This window comes from Actinacidiphila alni, from assembly GCF_900112845.1.
GTDB classification, from domain to species: domain Bacteria; phylum Actinomycetota; class Actinomycetes; order Streptomycetales; family Streptomycetaceae; genus Actinacidiphila; species Actinacidiphila alni.
Genome location: NZ_FONG01000003.1, coordinates 478,687 through 497,101 on the forward strand (window position 1 = coordinate 478,687; position 18,415 = coordinate 497,101).

Here is an 18,415-nt window from a genome sequence, read left to right on the forward strand (position 1 = left end):
ACCGGTTGCGTAATCGCTAAAGTGTCACGCATGGAGACAGCACGGAACGGCGCCGCGGCCACGGTGACGCAGACCTGGGACACCTGGGAAGAGGCGGTTCTCGACGGCGGCCCCGCACACGGCCTTCGGGTACGGGTCGTCGGACGGCCCCGGGTGCTCCAGGTCACCCACCCCTGCCTCGTCGACCAGGACACGCCCGCGGCACCGGCCGGTGCCGCGCCCCCACGGGTCGAGGCGCTGCACGTCTACCGCCGCGATCCGCAGACCGCCGGTGCCCCGCTGCGCTACGGCTTCGACCCTGCCAGTCCCTGACGGCCCACGGGCCCGGCATCGTAACGGGTCTTGGCCATCACCAGCGCCGTCCCGTATGACATCAGCACCGCCGCCAGCAGCGCGTAGTAGAACAGCGGCAGCGTGGTGAAGCCGAGCGCGGGCGCCAACGGGGTGAGCGGCAACAGGATGCCGATCACCGCGAGCGCGCTCGTGGTCAGCCGGATCGGCCCGGGCGCCCGCCCCTCGGCGACGCCCCGGCCGGTCCGCAACAGCACCATCACCAGCGCCTGCGTCAGCAGATTCTCGGTGAACCAGCCCGACTGGAACGCCGCTTGACCGTCCCCGGTGGCGAAACCCCGTACCGACAGGGCCAGTACGCCGAAGGTGGCGATGTCGGCGAGGGCGTTGATCAGCCCGAAGCCGGTGACGAACCGCAGGATCGCACGCGGCCTGAGCACCGCGGGCCTGGCCAGGTCGGCCGCCGCCGGCCGGTCGTAGGCGAACGCGAGCTGCGCCGCGTCGAAGCACAGATTCTGCACCAGCACCTGCACGGGCAGCATCGGCAGATACGGCAGCAGCAGCGCCGCGGTGAGCATCGCGATGACATTGCCCAGATTCGACGACAGCGCGATCCGCAGATACGTGGCGATGTTCGCGCTGCTGCGCCGCCCGGCGACCACGGCGTGGTCGATCGCGGTCAGGTCCTTGGACGCCAGCACCACATCGGCCGCCTCGCGCGCCACGGCCGTCGCGTCCCGCGGGCAGATCCCGACGTCACAGGCGTCCAGTGCCGGCAGGTCGTTGACGCCGTCGCCGAGGAAACCGGTGACATGCCCGCCCGCACGCAGCGCCCGTACGACCCGGGCCTTGTGCGTGGGAGTGCAGCGGGCGAAGACGGTGGTGGTCGCGGCCAGTTCGGCCAGCGCGTCGTCGTCCAGGGCGTCGACGGTGTCCCCGGTGACGACCTCGCCCGGGTCGAGCCCGATGTCGCGGCAGGCCCGCGCCGCCGTGCCCGGATGGTCACCGGTGAGCACCTTCACGGTGACCGAGCGCCGCGTCAGCGCCGTCACCGCCGCCGCCGCGGTGTCGGCGGCCGCGTCGCGCAGTCCGACCATGCCGAGGAGGGTCAGCCCGTACTCGTCCGACTCCGCGTACGGCGAGGAGCCGGGCTTCGCCGGCCGCTCCGCCGCCGCCACGGCCAGCACCCGCAGCCCCTGCTCGGCCAGTTCCGTACTCGCCGACAGCAGCTCGTCGCGGGCCGCGTCGTCCAGTTCGCCGTCCCGGCCGTCCGCCCGCCGTTTCACGCACCGGGCCAGCACCGCCTCCACCGATCCCTTGACGACCAGCGTGTGCAGACCGGGCCCGCCGGGGGTACGGAGCACCGCGGTGGCCAGCCGGCGGACCGGGTCGAAGGGCAGCGCGGCCACGGCGTAGTGGTCCAGCAGGCCGTCACCGCGCTGTTCGACGGCCTCCAGCAGCGCCTCGTCCAGCGCGTCGGGCATGGGCAGTTCGGCGAGCTGGAGCGTCCAGAGGCTGTTCACCGCCGCCCAGTGCAGCACATCGGGATCGTCGCGCCCGCCCGCGTCGACATGGCACGCGACGACCGGCCGGTCCTGGGTGAGCGTGCCCGTCTTGTCGGTGCACAGCACATCCATGGCGCCCAGGTCGTGCAGCGCGGGCAGCCGCTTGACGATCACCTCGCTGGTACGGGCCAGCAACGACGCACCCCTGGCCAGCGTCGTGGTGACCACCACCGGCAGCATCTCCGGGGTCAGCCCGACCGCCACGGCGACGGCGAAGGGCAGCGTCTCCACGCCCCGCCCGCGCAGCCCCGCGTCGGCCAGGAACACCAACGGCGGGGTCAGCAGCATGAAACGGATCAGCGACCACGAAATGCCGTGCACCGAACGGTCGAAGGCGCTCGCCCGCCGCCGCGGCGACGGCCCGCGCAGGCCCGCCGCGAAACGGGTGCGCTCCCCGGTGGCGACCACCACCGCCGTGCCGCTGCCGGAAGCGACACTGCTGCCCTGGAGGCACAGATGCGGCCACGCGTCACGATCAGCGCCGCCCCGGTCGGCCGCCGCGCCGAGCAACGCGGGTGTCTCCACCGGGTACTTGGCGACCGGCGCCGACTCACCGGTCAGCGCCGCCTGATGCACCGTCAGACCGGTGGCGCGCAGCAGCCGCAGATCGGCCGGGATCAGATCGCCCGGCCCCAGCAGTACGACATCGCCCGGCACCAGCTGGTCCACCGGGACCTCGCGCGCCACCGCCGGGCTGCCCGCGTCCGCCCGGCGGCGTACGGTCGCGGTCGCGGCGACCAGATCGCGCAGCGCCGCCGCCGACCGGTCCGCGCGGTACTCCCCGCTGGACCGCAGCACACAGCTCACCACCACCAGCGCCATGATCACGCACGCGGTGGTCCACGCGGTGACGGCCGCCGACACCAGCGCGAGGCAGAACAGGACCGCGGTGAAAGGGTCCCGCACACTGCGCAGAAAACGCCGCGGCCAGGACACGGAGCGCTGCGCGGGCAGCACATTCTCGCCGTACCGCGCCAGCCGCTCCTCGGCCTGCGACTCCAGCAGGCCGCGCGGTCCGCCGCCGATCAGCCGCAGGAAATCCAGCGTGGGCAGCCCGGCGGTCTCCCGGCCGCCGCCGAAGTCCTCGACGGCTCCGGGCCACGCGTCCGGCTCCGGCTCGTCGTCGGCCCCGGGCCCCGCCGTCCGCGCGAGGGGACGTGGACCGCCGTCAGGCGCCCAGGTCATGGACGCGTCCAGGGGCCATCGGCTGCCCGTTGCGGTCGGCGAGCTGCCGCAGCATCCACCGCACCATCGTCTCCACATCGGGATTGTCGACGAGATACACCACATGCCGTCCCTCGCGGCGGGACCGCACCAGGCCGGCGAGCTTCAGCTTCGTCAGGTGCTGGCTGACGGCGGGCAGCGCGCCGCCCACCCGTTCCGCGAGCGCGCTCACATCGCTCTCGCCCTGCATCAGCGCCCACACCAGGTGCAGCCGCGCGGGCGAGGCCAGCAGACCGAAGGCGGCGGCGGCCTGGGTCAGCACCTCGACGGGCAACTCCTCGAAGTCGCCGCCCCTCGTCACCACCGCGCTCCCTCCGCCCCCACCGCCCACCGGTGGCGCGAACGCCCAGTCTAGGGCTTGATCCGCGCGCCGTGGCCGCCGTTGCGTTCAGGGCGGCCGCAATTCACGCGACAGAGCGGGCGGGCTCTGTAAGGCTGCCCGCGACATGGCACGACGCAGGGCGACGGCGATGACGTTCACGGGGGGATGGCGATGACGTTCACGCTCGAAGGGCCGGTGCTCGAAGGCGGGCGGGTCCGGCTGGAGCCGCTGGGCCACCGGCACGCGGCGGATCTCGCGGTGGCCGCCCAGGAGGACCGCGGCTCCTACGGCTACACCTGGGTGCCGGGCGCGGGCGAGGTCGCGCGCTACATCGACGCCCAACTCGCCCGCGCCGCCGCGGGAAAGCTCGCGCCGTACGCACAGGTGGACCGGCGCACCGGGCGCCCGGTGGGTGCCACCGCCTACTGGGACCCGCGGCTGTGGCCGGACGGGGAACGGCTGTGCGCGATCGAGGTCGGCTTCACCTGGCTCGCCGCGTCCGCGCAGGGCACCGGGCTCAACACCGAGGCGAAATACCTGCTGTTCCGGCACGCCTTCGAGGAGTGGGAGGTGGCCCGCCTCGATCTGAAGACGGACGCCCGCAACAGCCGGTCGCGCGCCGCCATCGAGAGCACCGGCGCCCGCCTCGAAGGCGTGCTGCGCAACTGGTCCCGGTCCTGGGCACCCGGTGAGGACGGCCGGCTGCGCGACTCCGCGATCTTCTCCGTCACCGAGCGGGAGTGGCCGGCCGCGCGCGCCCGGATGGAAGAGCGCCTGGCCCGTTTCGCCCCCGCGTGAAGGAGGCGCGGGCGGGGTGAGGACGTGAAGAGCGGGTGAGGACGTGAAGTGCGAGCGGGGGCATGAGGAACGGGCGAGGACATGAAGAAAGGGCAGAAAGCCGCGCGCTTCTTGCCCTTCTCAACGTATAGCGCACAGGGGGCCTTGCGGCAAGGCCCCCGCTGTGCCGCACAATGTTCCGCCTGGGCCGGAAGCTGCCGAAATTCAGCATTCGCGCGAAACGTACGCCTTTGCCGCGGCGGGACGGCCGGCCCACGGCCGATTCCCCTATCAGAGGTTTGTGGATGACTGACGTGATCATTGCCGGCGGCGGGCCGACCGGCATGATGCTGGCCGCGGAACTGCGCCTGCGGGGCGTGGACGTGGTCGTACTGGAAAAGGAGCGGGAACCGGCGGGGGAGGCGCGCGCACTCGGTCTGCATGTGCGCAGCATCGAAGTGATGGATCAGCGCGGGCTGCTGGAGCGTTTCCTCGCCCTCGGCACCCGCTACGAGCGGCGCGGTTCCTACGCCGGCATCCAGAAGCCGTGGCCGCGGCGGATGGACACCGCCCATGAGTATCTCCTCGGCATCCCGCAGCAGCTCACCGAACAGCTGCTGACCGAGCACGCGACGGAACTGGGCGCCGACATCCGGCGCGGGCAGGAGCTGACCGGGCTGCGCCAGGACAGCGACGGGGTGAGCGTGGAGACGGCCGGGGGCGGCGAACTCCGGGCCCGCTGGCTGGTCGGCTGCGACGGCGGCCGCAGCACCGTGCGCAAGCTGCTCGGCATCGGCTTCCCCGGCGCGCCCGCGCGCAACGAATGGCTGCTCTGCCAGGTCGAGGTGACGGCGCCGGAAGCCGAGATGAGGGCCGCGGTGGCCGAACTCCCCGACAAGACCGTGCAGTTCGGGCCGACCCCGCAGGCGGAGGGCACGTACACCTTCGTCGTGCGCGGCGCCGCGGTGGCCGAGGACCGCACCGACCGCCCCACGCTGGACGACCTCAAGCGACGGCTGTGGGAACTGGTGGGCACCGACTTCGGCGTGCGCGCGCCGCGCCGGCTCAGCCGGTTCAGCGACGCCACCCGGCAGGCCGAGCGTTACCGGCAGGGCCGGGCGCTGCTGGCCGGGGACTCCGCCCATGTGCACCCGCCGATGGGCGGGCAGGGCCTCAACCTCGGTATCCAGGATGCCTTCAACCTCGGCTGGAAGCTGGCCGCCGAGATCCAGGGCTGGGCCCCCGGCGGGCTGCTCGACAGCTACGAGGCCGAGCGGAGCCCGGTCGCCGCCGATGTGCTGGTCAACAGCCGTGTCCACTCCGAGCTGATGTCCGAGGAACCCGGGCCGCGCGCGGTGCGCCACCTGCTCACGGAGCTGATGGACATCGAGGACGTCAACCGGCTCCTGATCGAGAAGCTCACCGGCATCGGCATCCGCTACGACGTCGCCGACAGCGCCGAGCAGGCCGCCGCCCAGCCCCTGCTCGGCCGCAGGCTGCGGGACATCCCGGTCAAGGACGGCCGGCTCTTCGCCCTCATGCGGTCCGGCCGCGGCCTGCTCCTGGACCGCACCGGCACGCTGTCCGTCACCGGATGGGCCGACCGCGTCGACCATGTCGTGGACCCGGACGCGGAGGTGGACGCGCCCGCGGTGCTGCTGCGGCCCGACGGCCACGTGGTGTGGACCGGCGACGGCGGTACGAGCCTGGACGCCTGCCTCGCGCGGTGGTTCGGCGCGCCGGCCGCCTGATCGGGCGCATACGTCATCGCCGGAATCTGCGTCAGGACCGCGCCGGCTTCAAGCGCTACTGCTGAGACGCGGCCCGGCACGTCGGCGGACGGCCGTCGGGCCGGGCCGCGTCGGGGGCGTCAGAGGGACTTCGCCCACGCGTCGACGGTGGTGACCTCGGCCTGGTTGAGGAAGACCTTCTCGGTGAGGATGCGGTGCACCTCGGGGTCGTTGTCGGCGCAGGCGTCGGAGAGCACCGTGAGGCGGTAGTCGAGGTCGGCGGCCTGGCGGACCGTGGACAGCACGACACCGCTGGTGGACAGGCCCGCGAGCACCAGCGTCTCGGCGCCGGCCGCGCGCAGCAGCACCTCGAGGTCGCTGCCGGTGAACGCGCTGACCCGACGCTTGACGGTCACCGCCTCGTCGGCGCGCGGCGCGAGCGCCTCGATCACCTGGGTGGACGGGTGGTCGGCGGTGAAGGAGTCCCCGGCCTGACCGAGTGCGGAGAAGGACCGGTTGGTGGCGGCGATCTCGGGATAGCCGGGCCGGAAGGCGACACGGACGAAGATCACCGGGATGCCGGCGGCACGGGCCGCCTCGACGGCACGTCCGGCCGCCGCCACGACGTCCTCGCTGCCGATGCGCTCCACGATGGCCGCCTGGAAGTCCATGATCAGCAGCGCCGTGCGGGATGCGGACATGTGGGTCCTCTCGTCGTTCGTCGGTTCGCCGGCCGGGCCGGATAATCAACAGTCATAACTGAACAGTTGAAAGTTAACAGTGTAGGCTGAGGATATGCAAAGCGAGGTCGAGCCGGTCACCCCGGCGACGCTCCAGGCGTCATGGGACATGCGGGTGATGGTCAGCAGACTGCGGCGGCGCATCCTCCAGGTGACCGACGGGCAGGATCTGACCCCGTCCCAGGCATCGGTCCTGATGCGGATCGGCAAGGGCGACGCGGTCACGGCCGCGGCACTGGCGCAAGCCGAGCGCGTACGGCAGCAGTCCATGGCCGTGACACTGTCGTCCCTCGACCGGCAGGGGCTGATCCACCGCACCCCTGATCCGGTCGACGGCCGCCGCCAGATCGTGGAGCTGACGGACGCGGGGCGCGAACGCGCCGAGGGTGTGCGGCAGGCGGGCGTGGAGTGGCTGGCCCGCGCCCTGGCGGAGCGGTACGACGACGCGGAGCGGTGCACCCTCGCGGAGGCGATGCGGCTGCTGGGCCGGCTGACCGACTGACCGGCGGGCGCCAGAGGACGTTCGCGGTCCGGGTCGGCCGGGCTCAGGATGTCGGGGCGGCCGGTGCCTACGGGGCGTCCGGTGTGTTCGGGGTGTCCGCCGCGACGATGCGGGCGAGCAGTTGGGTGAGCTGTTCGAGGTCCCGCTCCGGGACGGACGCGAGCGCGGTCGGCGGGCGCAGGAGGATCGCGTCGGCGGTCGCGACGGCCCGCCGCCCGGCGGCCGTGAGGGCGACCAGCTTGCGGCGCCGGTCGTCGGGGTGCGGCCGCCGCTCCACGAGGCCGTGGGCTTCGAGCTTGTCCACCACGACGGTGGTGTATGGGGCGTCCGCGCCGATGAATTCCGCGAGTTCACGGAGCGTCAGGGGCCCCTGTCGGAGCCGGAAGAGCACCTTGCCGCGTCCCGCCCCGAGCCGGAAACCGAGCGCGTCGGCCAGATCGCCGTGCCGATTGTGGGCCTCGACGAAGCCGTGCATCAGCGCCCAGGCGCGCTCGGCGGCGGTGGCGGCGGGGGAACCTTCCCGCGCGCCGTCCGCGGCGCCCTCCTCAGGGCTGTCCTGCGTGCCGTCGCGCGTGCTGTCGTGCGCCGTCACCACGGCACCGTCCGGCCCAGATAGTCCACGTAGTGCAGGCCCGGCCGGTCCGCGAGCGCGTCGAGCGTCCGGACGACGTTCGGGATGCTCTCCTCGACCGACAGCCGCGCGCCGTCACCGCCGAGCTCGGTGCGGACCCACCCGGGGGCCATGAGAACCAGCGGCCTGCGGTCCTCGCTACGCCGCGCGGCGTAGCTGCGCATGAAGGTGTTGAGGGCGGCCTTGCTGCCCCGGTACACCTCGTGGCCGCCGCGCTCGTTGTTGGCGACGCTGCCCTGGCCCGAGGACATCACACCGATCGTCCCGTCCGGTGCCACGAGGTCGTCGAGCGTCTCGACGACCCGCAACGGGCTGAGGGCGTTGGTCACCATGACGCGGACGAATTCGTCGGTCGAGGTCTCCGCGACCGTGCCCTCGGGCTGATTGGTGACGCCGGCGTTGACGAAGAGCAGGTCGAAGGTCCGCCCCGCGAGCCGGTCGCGGAGCGCCGAGATCTGCTCGGGCACCGTGACGTCGAGGGTTTCGATCTCGATGTCCGACGGGTGGGCGTCGGCGAGGTCGTGCAGCGCCGTACGCCCCGTGCCGCGCACCGTGGCGACGACATGCCGCCCTCGGCGCTGCCATTCCCTGGCCAGCGCCAGCCCGAGGCCGCGGGACGCGCCGATGAGCAGGATCTGCCCGCCGGAGTCCGGGGGCGCCTCGCTGTGACCGCCTGAATTAGTTGTAGTCATAGCAATGATTGTGCGACGCACAACTGTCCGCGTCAAACGGGCCCCGTGGGCCCGGCCGGACGTCCCGGTCCCGCCCGCGCACCGGGATCAACCGGCGGCTAGCAGTGCCCCCGCCGTGATCAGCGCCGCGACCTTGGCGGTCTCCAGGGCGATGTAGGCGTAGTGGGCGCGCGACCGTGGCGGGTCCTCGCCGGCCAGTACGGCGTCCGAACGGCGCGTCAGCAGCGGCCGTACGGCGACGAGTTGGACGAGCAGCAGCGCCATCGCGGCGATCAGCGCGGCGACTGCCCGGCCCGGGAGGTCACCGGCGACGACCAGTACCACCAGCGCGACCGCGAAGGCCGCCTCCACCGCGTTGAGCGCGCGGAACACCATCCGGCCGATGCCCAGGCCGATCGCGATGGTGACGTGCGGGGCGCGGAATTTGAGCGGCGCCTCCAGGAAGGAGATGGCCAGCACCATGCCGAGCCAGGTGAAGACCAGGGCCATCGCCGCCGCCGACGACGCGTTCAACGTGCTGCCTCCTCAAGGGTGGCCGTGGTCCGGCCGAGATGGATCACACACAGTCCCGGCTCGACGAAGGGCTCCAGTCGGTCCGCGGTGAGCGCGCCGTTCATCGTCGTCAACGCGCCCTGGATCAGGCCGAGATGGACCGGGCACACCACGTCCGGCCGGCCTTCCGCCAGATCCAGGAAGGGGCAGTGCCGCAGCCCGATCCGGTCCGCGCCGCCGGGCGCCGGGTGCTCCGGGGCGAAGCCCCACTCGTCGAGCAGCCGCAGCAGCGCCCGGACCGTCCGGTCCTCGGTCAGCGGCCCGGGCATCGGTCCGGACGCCGCACCGTGCGGCGGTCCGGCCAGCCGTTCGCCCCAGGCCCGGCCCGCCGCGACCGCGGCCCGCCCGGGGCTGCGCCGCTGGGCCAGCTCGCCCACGAGGATCGAGGCCAGCAACCGGTAATTGCGCGGTCCCGCCGGATCCATCCCGGGCCGGGCGCGGAACATCAGCGGCGGCCTTCCCGGCCCGGTGCGCACGGCGCCGACCTGCTCGGCCAGGCCCTGTCCGACGAGGGTGTCGAGGTGGAATCTGACGGTGTTGGGGTGCACGCCGAGGTCCCGGGCGATGCCGGCGATGCTCAGCGGCGCGGCCGACCGCCGGAGCGCGTCGAGCACGTCCCGCCGTCGCCCGACGGGTGCTTCCGTGCCGTCGGGCGACGGGTCCGCGGGACCGGTGGGTTTCGTCATGCGTTAGAGTTTACACAAGTAGAACTTGTATAAATAGAAGGGCCGCAGGCCATGACGGGAACGGAACTCGACGTACGGGCGCTGCCCAAGTCCCGCAAGCATCCGGCCGTCTTCGCGGCGTTCGACGGGCTCGCGGTGGGGGAATCCCTCGTCCTGGTCAACGACCACGACCCGCGGCACCTGCGGGACGAGTTCGAGACGGAGCACCCGGGCGGCCACGGCTGGGAGTGCGTGACGAAGGCGCCGGGGGAGTGGCGGATCAGGATCAGCCGGCTGGCGTCGACCCCGCTGCCGCGGGTGCTGACCGACACCCGACCGGCGGGCGCGGGGAGCCCGGCGGGCACAACCGGTGCGGCGGGCCCGGGGGGCGCAGCGGGCGAGCCGGACGCGGCCGGTGCGGTCTGGAGGCTGCGGATGCGCGACCGCGACTTGGACTCCAACATCATCCAGCTCCCGCCGGGGGCGGGCATCGAGCCGCATGCCGGTCCCGACCTCGACGTCCTGGTCCATGTCCTCGGCGGCGACGGCCGCCTCACCACGGAGGTCGGCACCGTCGACCTGGCGCCGGGCGCCCTCGTCTGGCTGCCGCGGCGGTCGTTGCGCGGATTCACCGCGGGCGCCGACGGGCTGCGCTATTTGACGGTGCATCAGCGCCGGACGGCGCTGGTCCTGGAGCCGCCGAGCGCGCGCGGCTGACCGGCGCGGTCGGAACCGGGCCCGGATCGGGCAACCGAAGGTCTGGAGGCCGACCGTATCGACTCCGTATTATCGGCTGTCTGCGTGCTGCCTGCGCGCCGACGCGGCACCTCGTCGTACCTAAAACGCTGTAGTAGCATGCGGGACCCGAGGTCGGTTTTCATTGGCGCCAGGCGACTAAACGGGCACAGTCCGCTCGTGGCGACGAGGAGGACGACCCCGGGCCCGCGTGGTGTGCCGGTCCGACGACGCGCCGCCCGACCGCCTGTCCGCCGTGAACGGAGACCACGCCCATGGCCACTGATGCCGCGCAACCGTCCCTGCTTCTGCCCGAAGCGGGCGGGGGGCTGCTGGCCGCCCTGGACATCGGGGGCACGAAGATCGCCGGCGCACTGGTCGACGGCGGCGGGACGGTACGGCGCCGGGCGCGCCGCCCGACACCCGCCGGCGGTGACACGGCCGTGCTCGGCGCCGCGCTCGACGTACTGACAGAGCTGACGACTCATCAGGAATGGCGTTCCGTCGCCGCGTTGGGCATCGGCAGCGCGGGCCCGGTCGACATCGCGGCGGGCACCGTGAGTCCGGTGAACATCCCGGCCTGGCGCGGCTTCCCGATCGTGGAACGGGTACGGGCGCACCCCGCCGTCGCCGGGCTGCCGGTGGTGCTCTGCGGCGACGCCGTCGCCATGACGGCCGCCGAGCACTGGATCGGCGCGGCCCGTGGCTACCGCAACGCGCTGTGCATGGTGGTCTCCACCGGAGTCGGCGCCGGACTCGTCCTCGACAACGCTGTCCGCAGCGGCCCGACCGGCAACGCGGGGCACCTCGGGCACATCACCGTCGATCTGCTCGGCGAGCCCTGCGTGTGCGGATCCCGCGGCTGCGTCGAGCAGTTGGCGAGCGGCACCTCCATCACACGGCATGCTGTCGCGCAGGGCTGGCAGCCCGATGAGGGACCGGCGGACGCGGCGGCCGTCGCCGTCAGCGCCCGGCGCGGCCATCCGGTCGCGCTCGCCGCCTTCGACTCCGCCGCGCGGGCGCTGGCCGCGGGCATCGCCGCCGTCGCCACGCTGGTGGAGATCGAGGTCGCGGTGATCGGCGGGGGAGTCGCGGAGGCGGCCGACGTGCTCTTCCCGCCGCTGCGCGACCACCTGGCGGGCTACGCCACGCTGCCCTTCGCCGCGGGCGTCCGGGTGGAACGGGCCGCGCTGCGCGGCGACGCGGGTCTGGTCGGCGCCGCGGCCATCGCGGGCGCGGCCACGGCCGGCGCCCGATGAGCCACTGCCCGCTGAGCGGTCGGCCGATGGAGCCGCGCCCGATGAGCCTCCGGTCGATGAGGCCGCGGCGGACGTACCGGCGTACCGGTGCCGTGTGCGCGTGCGCGCCGGCGGCGGGCCGACAGCCGGTGGGCGGACCGCCGCTGCGCGGCGATGTGCCGGCGGCCCGTCCCCCTGCGCCCCGTACGCCGCCCGCCGGTTGGCCCGCCGCCGGGAGCGACCGGCTACCGGCGCGTATGAAACGTTTGAGTGTACGCTGAGCAGGCGAGGCGGCCCGGGCGTACTCCCGCGTCCTCGGCCGCAACGGCCGCGGACCGGACTCCGGCGCGGAGCCAAGGGGCGCGGCCGTGCCGCACGACGCGGCACGACGACGTACGACGAAGGCGGACATCCGGGTGAGCCAGACGGCAGAAGCGGGCGGCGGCGGGCGCAAGGCCACGATCAAGGACGTCGCCAAGCGCGCGGGTGTCTCGCCGTCCGCCGTGACGATCGCGGTGCACAACAAGCCGGGGGTGTCGGCCGGCACCAAGGAACGCATCCTCCAGGCCGCGCGCGAGCTGGGCTGGAGTCCTAACCAGGCGGCGCAGTCGCTGTCCGGCCGCGCTCTGCACACCGTGGGCCTGGCGATCGCCCGGCCGGCGCGGATGCTGGGCCTCGAACCCTTCTACATGGAGTTCATCTCCGGCATCGAGAGCGTGCTCGGGCAGCACTCCTGCTCGCTGCTGCTGCGGCTGGTGGAACCCGCGGAGGAGATCGAGGTCCACCGCGAGTGGTGGCAGGGCAACCGCGTCAACGGCAGCATCCTGGTCGACCTGCGGGTCGACGATCCGCGGGTGCCCGCACTGTCCGCGATAGGGCTGCCCGCGGTGGTCGTCGGACATCCGTCGCTCGCCGGGCCCTTCACCTCGGTGTGGACCGATGACGCGGCCGCCACGGTCGAGGCCGTCCGTTATCTGGCGGCGCTCGGGCACCGCAGGATCGCCCGGGTCTCCGGCCCCGAGGAGCTGGGGCACAGCGCCATCCGCACCCGCGCCTTCAGCGACACCGCACAGGAGTTGGGCCTGTCGGCGCGGACCGTCGTCGCCGACTTCTCCGCCGACCAGGGCAGCCGGGCCTGCCGTACGCTGCTGCTCGCGGCGGAACGGCCCACCGCGATCGTCTTCGACAACGACATCATGGCCGTCACCGCCCTCGGTGTGGCCGCCGAGTTCGGCCTCTCCGTCCCGCACGACCTGTCGCTGCTGGCCTGGGACGACTCGCAGCTGTGCCAGCTCACCCGGCCGATGCTGTCCGCGATGCGGCACGACATCTTCTCCTTCGGCGCGGACGTCACCGAGACCCTCTTCGACGTCATGACGCACCGCAAGCCCACCTCGCACGCCGCCCAGATCCCCAGCCTGGTCCCGCGCGGCTCCACGGCCCCGCCGCCCCGCGGCTGACCCGCCGCCCCGCTCAGGCCCCGAACTCCCCTGCGCCGGCCGTGAATCGGCCCCGACACGACATCGTGTCGGGGCCTCTCGCTTGTGTCACTCGCACGTTTTAGAAACTTCTGCCGCGTTCATTGACATGGCCTGGACCAGAGTCCTAGCGTCCAGACGTCGGTCTTTCGGCCGCATTCCCGCGATCACGATGAGGAGCCACTCGTCGTCGCGGACGAGCGGCATGCAACGTTCCATCAGTGTTTCCGATCAGCGGTTCCATCACCGTTCCACCCCCATGGGTCACATGAGAGGGTCCAATGAGAGCGAAGATCTTCACGCGCAAGCGGGCCGCCGTGCTCGCGGCGCTGCCCCTGCTGGCGGGGGCATGGCTGGCGGGCGCGCCGCCCGAGGCGACAGCGGCCACGCCGGCCGCCGCGTCGGCGACCGGCACCGGCCCGATCACGGGCGTCGGCGGCAAGTGCGTGGACGTGGCCGCCGCCGGCACCGCCAACGGCACGGCCGTCCAGCTCTACGACTGCAACGGCACCAACGCCCAGTCCTGGACGGTCGGCAGCGACAGTACGGTCAAGGCGCTCGGCAAGTGTCTGGACGTGACAGGACAGGGCACCGTGAACGGCACCAAGCTCCAACTGTGGGACTGCAACGGTTCCGGCGCCCAGCAGTGGGTGGCCGAGGCCGACGGTCACCTGAAGAATCCGCAGTCCGGCCGCTATCTGGACGCCCCCGGTGGCAACACCGCCAACGGCACCCGGTTGCAGATCTGGGACCGCAACACCAACCCCTGGCAGACCTGGCAACTGCCCGGCGGGGGAGGGACGCCGCCCGGCGGCTGCACGCCCGCGCTCGGCAGCGGGCAGTACGACACCCCGGTGTCCTTCGGCGGCACCACCTACCAGGTGCTCGTCCACATCCCGCCGCGGGCCGCCGGCGCGCGGCTGCCGATGGTGCTGAATCTGCACGGCAGCCAGGGCACGGGCGCCGGCCAGCTCGCGTACAGCGACATGGCCCCGACCGCCGACGCCAACGGCTTCATCGTCGCCGCCCCGACCGGCGTCGTCCGCAGCGGCAGCGGCTACATCTGGAACGTGCCGTACGTGACGCCGTCCGGCACCCGCGACGACGTCGCCTTCCTGCGGCAGGTGATCAGTACGCTCACCGCCTCGGCCTGCGTCGATCCGGCGCGGGTGTACGCGACCGGCTACTCCGGCGGCGGCCGGATGACGTCCGCGCTCGCGTGCATGCTGTCCGACAAGATCGCCGCCGTCGCCCCGGTCGCCGGCATCCGCGCGGGACGGCCCGACCCGGCCGACGGCACCCGGCCCGACCCCGCGTCCTGCGCGCCCGGCAGGGCCGTACCGGTGATCGCCTTCCACGGGCAGCAGGACAACACCAATCCGTACTACGGCGGCGGTGACAGCACCGCCTGGCACTACTCGGTGCCGGTCGCCCAGCAGCGCTGGGCAACGCTCAACGGCTGCACCACGGGGCCGACCACGACGCAGACCACCACGCACGTCCAGCACACCGTCTACGGCGGCTGCCGCGACGGCGCGAACGTCGAGCTGTACTCGGTCTCCAACGGCGGCCACACCTGGCCGGGATCACCGCAGGAGTCGGCGGGCAACGGCACCACGACCCGGGAGATCAGTGCGAACTCCCTGATGTGGCAGTTCTTCCAGCAGCACCCCATGCCGTCCGCCGCGTCCTGACGCACCACCTCACCGACGCACCACCAACGCACCACCTCACCATCCCCACCGACCCGCCGGGCGGTGCGGTCGCCGGCGCCTGTGCGACCCCACCGCCCGGCGGTTCCCGTTCAGTGCCACAGAAGTTAAGTAAAGAAACAGCAATATGCCGTCGTTCAAGCCCTCGTTGACCACGTCCACAGATTACTAGACCGTTCTATAGACAGTGGTGCCAGGTTGCGTCTACGTTAAGCAGCCATCAGCCGCTCCGCCCCGACGACGAGACGTCCGTCGCTGCGGCCCGCAGTGCGGCGTTTCCGGTTCACAGACGAGGGAGTGGTTCCGCGTGCGCAGAAGCAGAACGGTCCTGGCGACCAGCGCGGTGGCAGTGACGATGGCGATGACGCTGGCCGCCTGCGGCAGCAGCGGCGGCGGCAGCGGTTCGTCCGACACGGCGACCGCGCCGAAGGACCCGTCCAAGGTCTTGGGCACCATCACCGTGCTCACCAACCGCACCGACCAGGTGCAGGACGGCACCGCGAAGCGTTACGCGGCCGAGTTCAACAAGATCTACCCGCACGTGACGGTGAAGTTCCAGGGCCTCACCGACTACGAGGGCGACGTCAAGATCCGGCTCAACAGCAAGAACTACGGCGATGTGCTGTCGATCCCCAACTCGGTGCCGCTCAAGCAGTATCCGACCTTCTTCGCACCGCTGGGCACGGCCGCGGACCTGTCCAGGACCTACGACTTCACCGACCACGCCACGGTCGGCGGCAAGGTCTACGGCATCGCCAACATCGGTACGGCCAACGGCTTCGTCTACAACAAGGCGGTCTGGAAGCAGGCCGGCGTCACCGACTGGCCCACCACACCCGAGCAGTTCATCACCGACCTCCAGGCGATCAAGGCGAAGACCGGCGCGACCCCGTACTACACGAACTACCACGACGGCTGGCCGCTCACGAACTGGGGCAACGCCCTGGGCTCGCCGAGCTGCGACCCGGCCGCCAACGACAAGCTCGCCTCCACCAAGGAGCCCTGGGCGCCCGGCCAGGACCTCTACACCACCGACAAGCTGCTCTACGACATCGTGCACAACAAGCTGTCCGAGGCCGACCCCAACACCACCAACTGGGAGAATTCCAAGACCCTGATCGGCACCGGCAAGATCGCCACGATGTGGCTCGGCTCGTGGGCCGTGGTGCAGATGCAGGACGCCGCGAAGAAGGCCGGCAAGGACCCGGCCGACATCGGCTTCATGCCCTTCCCGGCCCAGAAGGACGGCCACTTCTGCTCGGTGGTCAGGCCCGACTACCAGTACGCGATCAACACCCATTCCAAGAACAAGGCCGCGGCCCGCGCCTGGATCGACTGGTTCATCACCAAGTCCGGCGACGCGCAGGCCGCCCTGTCGATCTCCTCGGTCAAGGGCACACCGCTGCCCGCCGACCTCAAGCCGTACCAGGACGCCGACGTGCAGTTCGTCCACCCCACCAATGACAAGACCGCGCAGGTCGACGAGATCGACAAGGCGTCCGAGATCGGCATCAACAACCAGGACTACCCGCAGCACATCGTGGACGTGGCCCGCGGCGCGGCCGGCGGCGACATGAACAGCGTCTTCAAGGACCTCAACAAGAAGTGGTCCGACGCCCAGGGCACCCTCGGCTGACCGGAGAGACGGACCCATGAGCGCACCGCAGACGGCGGGCACCCGCGTGCCCGCCCTGCCGTCACCGCCCGACGACGCCCCCGGCCGCCGCCCGCGCGGCCGGCGGGCCCGCCCCGGCGGCGGCACGGAACCCCGCCCGCGCCGCCGCACCCGCAGGTCGCGGTGGTTCACCCCGTGGCTGTACCTGCTCGCCCCGCTGACCCTGCTGGTGGTCTTCACCTACCTGCCGGTGGCGGACATGATCTCGTACAGCTTCACCGACTGGGACGGCATCAGCCCCACCCGCAATTTCGTCGGACTCGACAACTACACCGACCTGTTCACCCGACCGCAGCTCTTCCAGGTGTTCTGGGTCAGCCTGTTCTACCTCGCGGGTTCCGTCGTGCAGATCGCCGCCGCGCTGTACTTCGCGACGATCCTCAGCTTCAACACCCGGCTGCGGAATCTGTTCAAGGGAATCCTGTTCTTCCCCTATCTCATCAACGGCGTCGCCATCGGCTTCGTCTTCCTGTACTTCTTCCAGCCCGGCGGCACCCTGGACAGCATCCTGAAGGCGTTCGGCGTCGGACCGCACCTGTGGCTCGGCGATCCGCACCTGGTCAACACCTCGCTCGCGGGCGTATCCGTATGGCGCTTCATGGGCCTGAACATGGTGCTGTTCCTCGGCGCTATCCAGTCCATCCCACCGCAGCTCTACGAAGCCGCGGCACTGGACGGCGCCAGCCGCTGGCAGCAGTTCCGCTATGTCATCGCGCCCAGCATCCGGCCGATCATCAGCCTCAGCGTCATCCTGGCGATCTCCGGCTCGCTGTCGGTGTTCGAGATCCCGTTCATCATGACCGGCGGCTCCAACAACAGCGAGACCTTCGTCATCCAGACGATCAAACTCGCCTTCAACTTCAACAAGACCGGACTCGCGTCCGCCGCCGCCGTCGTGCTGCTGGCGATCGTGCTCCTGGTGACCTGGCTGCAACGCCTGCTGTTTCCCGACGAGAGGGTCGAACAGTCATGACCGCACTCACCGGCCCCGCCGCGGTCAAGGCGCCCCGGCCCCGCAGCGGCGGCACGCGGTCGCTGCGCGGCGCGACCGCGGTGTTCCTCAAATACCTCTCGCTCGTGCTGGCCAGTGCCGTCGTGCTGATCCCGCTGCTGGCGATCCTGCTCACCTCGCTGCGCACAGCTAAGGAAATGGGCAGCGCCAACCCGCTGTCCGCGCCGCACCATTGGCTGAACTTCCACAATTACGTGACGGCGTTCAACGACGGCCACATGATGCGGGCGCTGTGGAACACGTCCTTCATCCTCTTCTTCTCCGTCCTCGGCACCGTGCTGATCGGCTCGATGACGGCCTACGCGATCGACCGCTTCCACTTCCCCTTCAAGCGGCTGATCCTCGGGCTGTTCCTGATCGCCTCGCTGGTGCCGAGCGTGACCACACAGGTCGCCACGTACCAGATCGTGAACAACCTCGGTGCGATGGACACCCGTTGGGCGCCGATCATGCTCTATATGGGCACCGACATCGTGTCCATCTACATCTTCCTGCAATTCATCCGCTCGATCCCCGTCTCGCTCGACGAGGCGGCCCGGCTGGACGGCGCGAATTCCTTCACCATCTACTGGCGCATCATCGTGCCGCTGCTGAAGCCGGCGATCGCGACCGTCGTCATCATCAAGGGCGTCGCGATCTACAACGACTTCTACATTCCCTTCCTCTACATGCCGGACGACAACCTCGGCACGATCTCGACCTCGCTGTTCCGCTTCAAGGGCCCGTACGGGGCGCACTGGGAGGTCATCTCCGCGGGGGCGGCGCTGGTGATCATCCCCAGCCTCGTCGTCTTCCTCGCCCTCCAGCGGTTCATCTACAACGGCTTCGCCTCCGGCGCCACCAAGTGAGCGCACCCGCGCGCGACCGACGCACC

Annotated in this window: 18 protein-coding genes; 11 read left to right on the forward strand and 7 right to left on the reverse strand. The window is 71.6% G+C overall.

What is annotated here, in order from left to right; all coding sequences use genetic code 11:
* Window positions 1-30 precede the first annotated feature (30 nt).
* Entirely contained in the window at window positions 31-312 is a 282-nt protein-coding gene (locus BM076_RS07780; protein WP_093712616.1) for a hypothetical protein, read from the forward strand.
* Here the strand turns inward: BM076_RS07780 and mgtA are convergent.
* Window positions 285-3,041 (reverse strand): magnesium-translocating P-type ATPase, encoded by a 2,757-nt coding sequence (gene mgtA / locus BM076_RS07785; protein ID WP_093712617.1) that lies wholly within the window; start codon window positions 3,039-3,041, stop codon window positions 285-287. The two genes, BM076_RS07780 and mgtA, sit on opposite strands and share 28 nt — an antisense overlap.
* Window positions 3,025-3,381, reverse strand: coding sequence for an ArsR/SmtB family transcription factor (locus BM076_RS07790; protein WP_407640632.1), 357 nt, complete (start codon window positions 3,379-3,381; stop codon window positions 3,025-3,027). Before BM076_RS07790 ends, mgtA begins: the two co-directional genes overlap by 17 nt.
* Window positions 3,382-3,573: 192 nt before the next feature.
* On the opposite strand from BM076_RS07790, the gene BM076_RS07795 reads away from it, so the two are divergent.
* Together BM076_RS07795 and BM076_RS07800 are read left to right on the forward strand one after the other, a co-directional pair.
* Entirely contained in the window at window positions 3,574-4,200 is a 627-nt protein-coding gene (locus tag BM076_RS07795; RefSeq protein ID WP_093712705.1) for a GNAT family N-acetyltransferase, read from the forward strand.
* 284 nt (window positions 4,201-4,484) lie between these two features.
* Window positions 4,485-5,930: an FAD-dependent monooxygenase gene (locus BM076_RS07800; protein ID WP_093712619.1), complete on the forward strand. Its 1,446-nt coding sequence runs from the start codon at window positions 4,485-4,487 to the stop codon at window positions 5,928-5,930.
* Window positions 5,931-6,049: 119 nt separating this feature from the next.
* On the opposite strand, the gene BM076_RS07805 is transcribed toward BM076_RS07800, so the two are convergent.
* On the reverse strand, window positions 6,050-6,610 hold the full coding sequence (locus BM076_RS07805) for a cysteine hydrolase family protein (protein ID WP_093712620.1): 561 nt from the start codon (window positions 6,608-6,610) through the stop codon (window positions 6,050-6,052).
* A gap of 94 nt (window positions 6,611-6,704) precedes the next feature.
* On the opposite strand from BM076_RS07805, the gene BM076_RS07810 reads away from it, so the two are divergent.
* Window positions 6,705-7,151 carry a MarR family winged helix-turn-helix transcriptional regulator gene (locus tag BM076_RS07810; RefSeq protein ID WP_093712621.1) on the forward strand — a complete coding sequence of 149 codons (447 nt, stop codon included), beginning with the start codon at window positions 6,705-6,707 and terminating at the stop codon, window positions 7,149-7,151.
* 67 nt (window positions 7,152-7,218) lie between these two features.
* On the opposite strand, the gene BM076_RS07815 is transcribed toward BM076_RS07810, so the two are convergent.
* The 4 genes from BM076_RS07815 to BM076_RS07830 all read right to left on the reverse strand — a co-directional run bounded on the left by BM076_RS07815 (window position 7,219) and on the right by BM076_RS07830 (window position 9,712).
* Window positions 7,219-7,743 (reverse strand): MarR family winged helix-turn-helix transcriptional regulator, encoded by a 525-nt coding sequence (locus tag BM076_RS07815; protein ID WP_245795832.1) that lies wholly within the window; start codon window positions 7,741-7,743, stop codon window positions 7,219-7,221.
* Window positions 7,740-8,474 carry an SDR family oxidoreductase gene (locus BM076_RS07820; protein WP_093712622.1) on the reverse strand — a complete coding sequence of 245 codons (735 nt, stop codon included), beginning with the start codon at window positions 8,472-8,474 and terminating at the stop codon, window positions 7,740-7,742. Before BM076_RS07820 ends, BM076_RS07815 begins: the two co-directional genes overlap by 4 nt.
* Before the next feature lie 87 nt (window positions 8,475-8,561).
* The gene (locus BM076_RS07825; protein WP_093712623.1) at window positions 8,562-8,987 is read right to left on the reverse strand and encodes a hypothetical protein; all 426 of its coding nucleotides are present in this window, start codon (window positions 8,985-8,987) and stop codon (window positions 8,562-8,564) included.
* A complete protein-coding gene (locus BM076_RS07830) occupies window positions 8,984-9,712 on the reverse strand; it encodes a helix-turn-helix transcriptional regulator (RefSeq protein WP_093712624.1) in 729 nt (242 codons plus the stop codon). The genes BM076_RS07825 and BM076_RS07830 overlap by 4 nt, the downstream gene beginning before the upstream one ends.
* A gap of 51 nt (window positions 9,713-9,763) precedes the next feature.
* Between BM076_RS07830 and BM076_RS07835 the strand changes: the two genes are divergently transcribed.
* From BM076_RS07835 to BM076_RS07865, 7 genes are all read left to right on the forward strand, one after another.
* Complete coding sequence (locus BM076_RS07835; RefSeq protein ID WP_093712625.1) at window positions 9,764-10,408, forward strand: DUF2249 domain-containing protein; 645 nt, start codon at window positions 9,764-9,766, stop codon at window positions 10,406-10,408.
* A 293-nt stretch (window positions 10,409-10,701) separates the two neighbouring features.
* A complete protein-coding gene (locus BM076_RS07840) occupies window positions 10,702-11,685 on the forward strand; it encodes an ROK family protein (RefSeq protein WP_093712626.1) in 984 nt (327 codons plus the stop codon).
* Window positions 11,686-12,080: 395 nt separating this feature from the next.
* Window positions 12,081-13,124 (forward strand): LacI family DNA-binding transcriptional regulator, encoded by a 1,044-nt coding sequence (locus BM076_RS07845; RefSeq protein ID WP_093712627.1) that lies wholly within the window; start codon window positions 12,081-12,083, stop codon window positions 13,122-13,124.
* Window positions 13,125-13,423: 299 nt separating this feature from the next.
* Window positions 13,424-14,836, forward strand: a complete 1,413-nt coding sequence (locus BM076_RS07850; protein ID WP_093712628.1) for an extracellular catalytic domain type 1 short-chain-length polyhydroxyalkanoate depolymerase — start codon at window positions 13,424-13,426, stop codon at window positions 14,834-14,836.
* Window positions 14,837-15,209: 373 nt separating this feature from the next.
* Window positions 15,210-16,490 carry an ABC transporter substrate-binding protein gene (locus tag BM076_RS07855; protein WP_093712629.1) on the forward strand — a complete coding sequence of 427 codons (1,281 nt, stop codon included), beginning with the start codon at window positions 15,210-15,212 and terminating at the stop codon, window positions 16,488-16,490.
* Window positions 16,491-16,506: 16 nt separating this feature from the next.
* The gene (locus BM076_RS07860) at window positions 16,507-17,502 is read left to right on the forward strand and encodes a carbohydrate ABC transporter permease (RefSeq protein ID WP_093712630.1); all 996 of its coding nucleotides are present in this window, start codon (window positions 16,507-16,509) and stop codon (window positions 17,500-17,502) included.
* Window positions 17,499-18,389, forward strand: a complete 891-nt coding sequence (locus tag BM076_RS07865) for a carbohydrate ABC transporter permease (RefSeq protein ID WP_093712631.1) — start codon at window positions 17,499-17,501, stop codon at window positions 18,387-18,389. Before BM076_RS07860 ends, BM076_RS07865 begins: the two co-directional genes overlap by 4 nt.
* Window positions 18,390-18,415 lie beyond the last annotated feature (26 nt).

Coding starts and splice junctions, on each gene's coding strand:
- BM076_RS07830 (WP_093712624.1), bottom strand. CDS start 9,712: ATGACGAAACCCACCGGTCCCGCGGACCCGTCGCCCGACGGCACGGAA.
- BM076_RS07805 (WP_093712620.1), bottom strand. CDS start 6,610: ATGTCCGCATCCCGCACGGCGCTGCTGATCATGGACTTCCAGGCGGCC.
- BM076_RS07820 (WP_093712622.1), bottom strand. CDS start 8,474: ATGACTACAACTAATTCAGGCGGTCACAGCGAGGCGCCCCCGGACTCC.
- BM076_RS07810 (WP_093712621.1), top strand. CDS start 6,705: ATGCAAAGCGAGGTCGAGCCGGTCACCCCGGCGACGCTCCAGGCGTCA.
- BM076_RS07860 (WP_093712630.1), top strand. CDS start 16,507: ATGAGCGCACCGCAGACGGCGGGCACCCGCGTGCCCGCCCTGCCGTCA.
- BM076_RS07855 (WP_093712629.1), top strand. CDS start 15,210: ATGGCGATGACGCTGGCCGCCTGCGGCAGCAGCGGCGGCGGCAGCGGT.
- BM076_RS07840 (WP_093712626.1), top strand. CDS start 10,702: ATGGCCACTGATGCCGCGCAACCGTCCCTGCTTCTGCCCGAAGCGGGC.
- BM076_RS07835 (WP_093712625.1), top strand. CDS start 9,764: ATGACGGGAACGGAACTCGACGTACGGGCGCTGCCCAAGTCCCGCAAG.
- BM076_RS07780 (WP_093712616.1), top strand. CDS start 31: ATGGAGACAGCACGGAACGGCGCCGCGGCCACGGTGACGCAGACCTGG.
- mgtA (WP_093712617.1), bottom strand. CDS start 3,041: ATGACCTGGGCGCCTGACGGCGGTCCACGTCCCCTCGCGCGGACGGCG.
- BM076_RS07865 (WP_093712631.1), top strand. CDS start 17,499: ATGACCGCACTCACCGGCCCCGCCGCGGTCAAGGCGCCCCGGCCCCGC.
- BM076_RS07850 (WP_093712628.1), top strand. CDS start 13,424: ATGAGAGCGAAGATCTTCACGCGCAAGCGGGCCGCCGTGCTCGCGGCG.
- BM076_RS07800 (WP_093712619.1), top strand. CDS start 4,485: ATGACTGACGTGATCATTGCCGGCGGCGGGCCGACCGGCATGATGCTG.
- BM076_RS07795 (WP_093712705.1), top strand. CDS start 3,574: ATGACGTTCACGCTCGAAGGGCCGGTGCTCGAAGGCGGGCGGGTCCGG.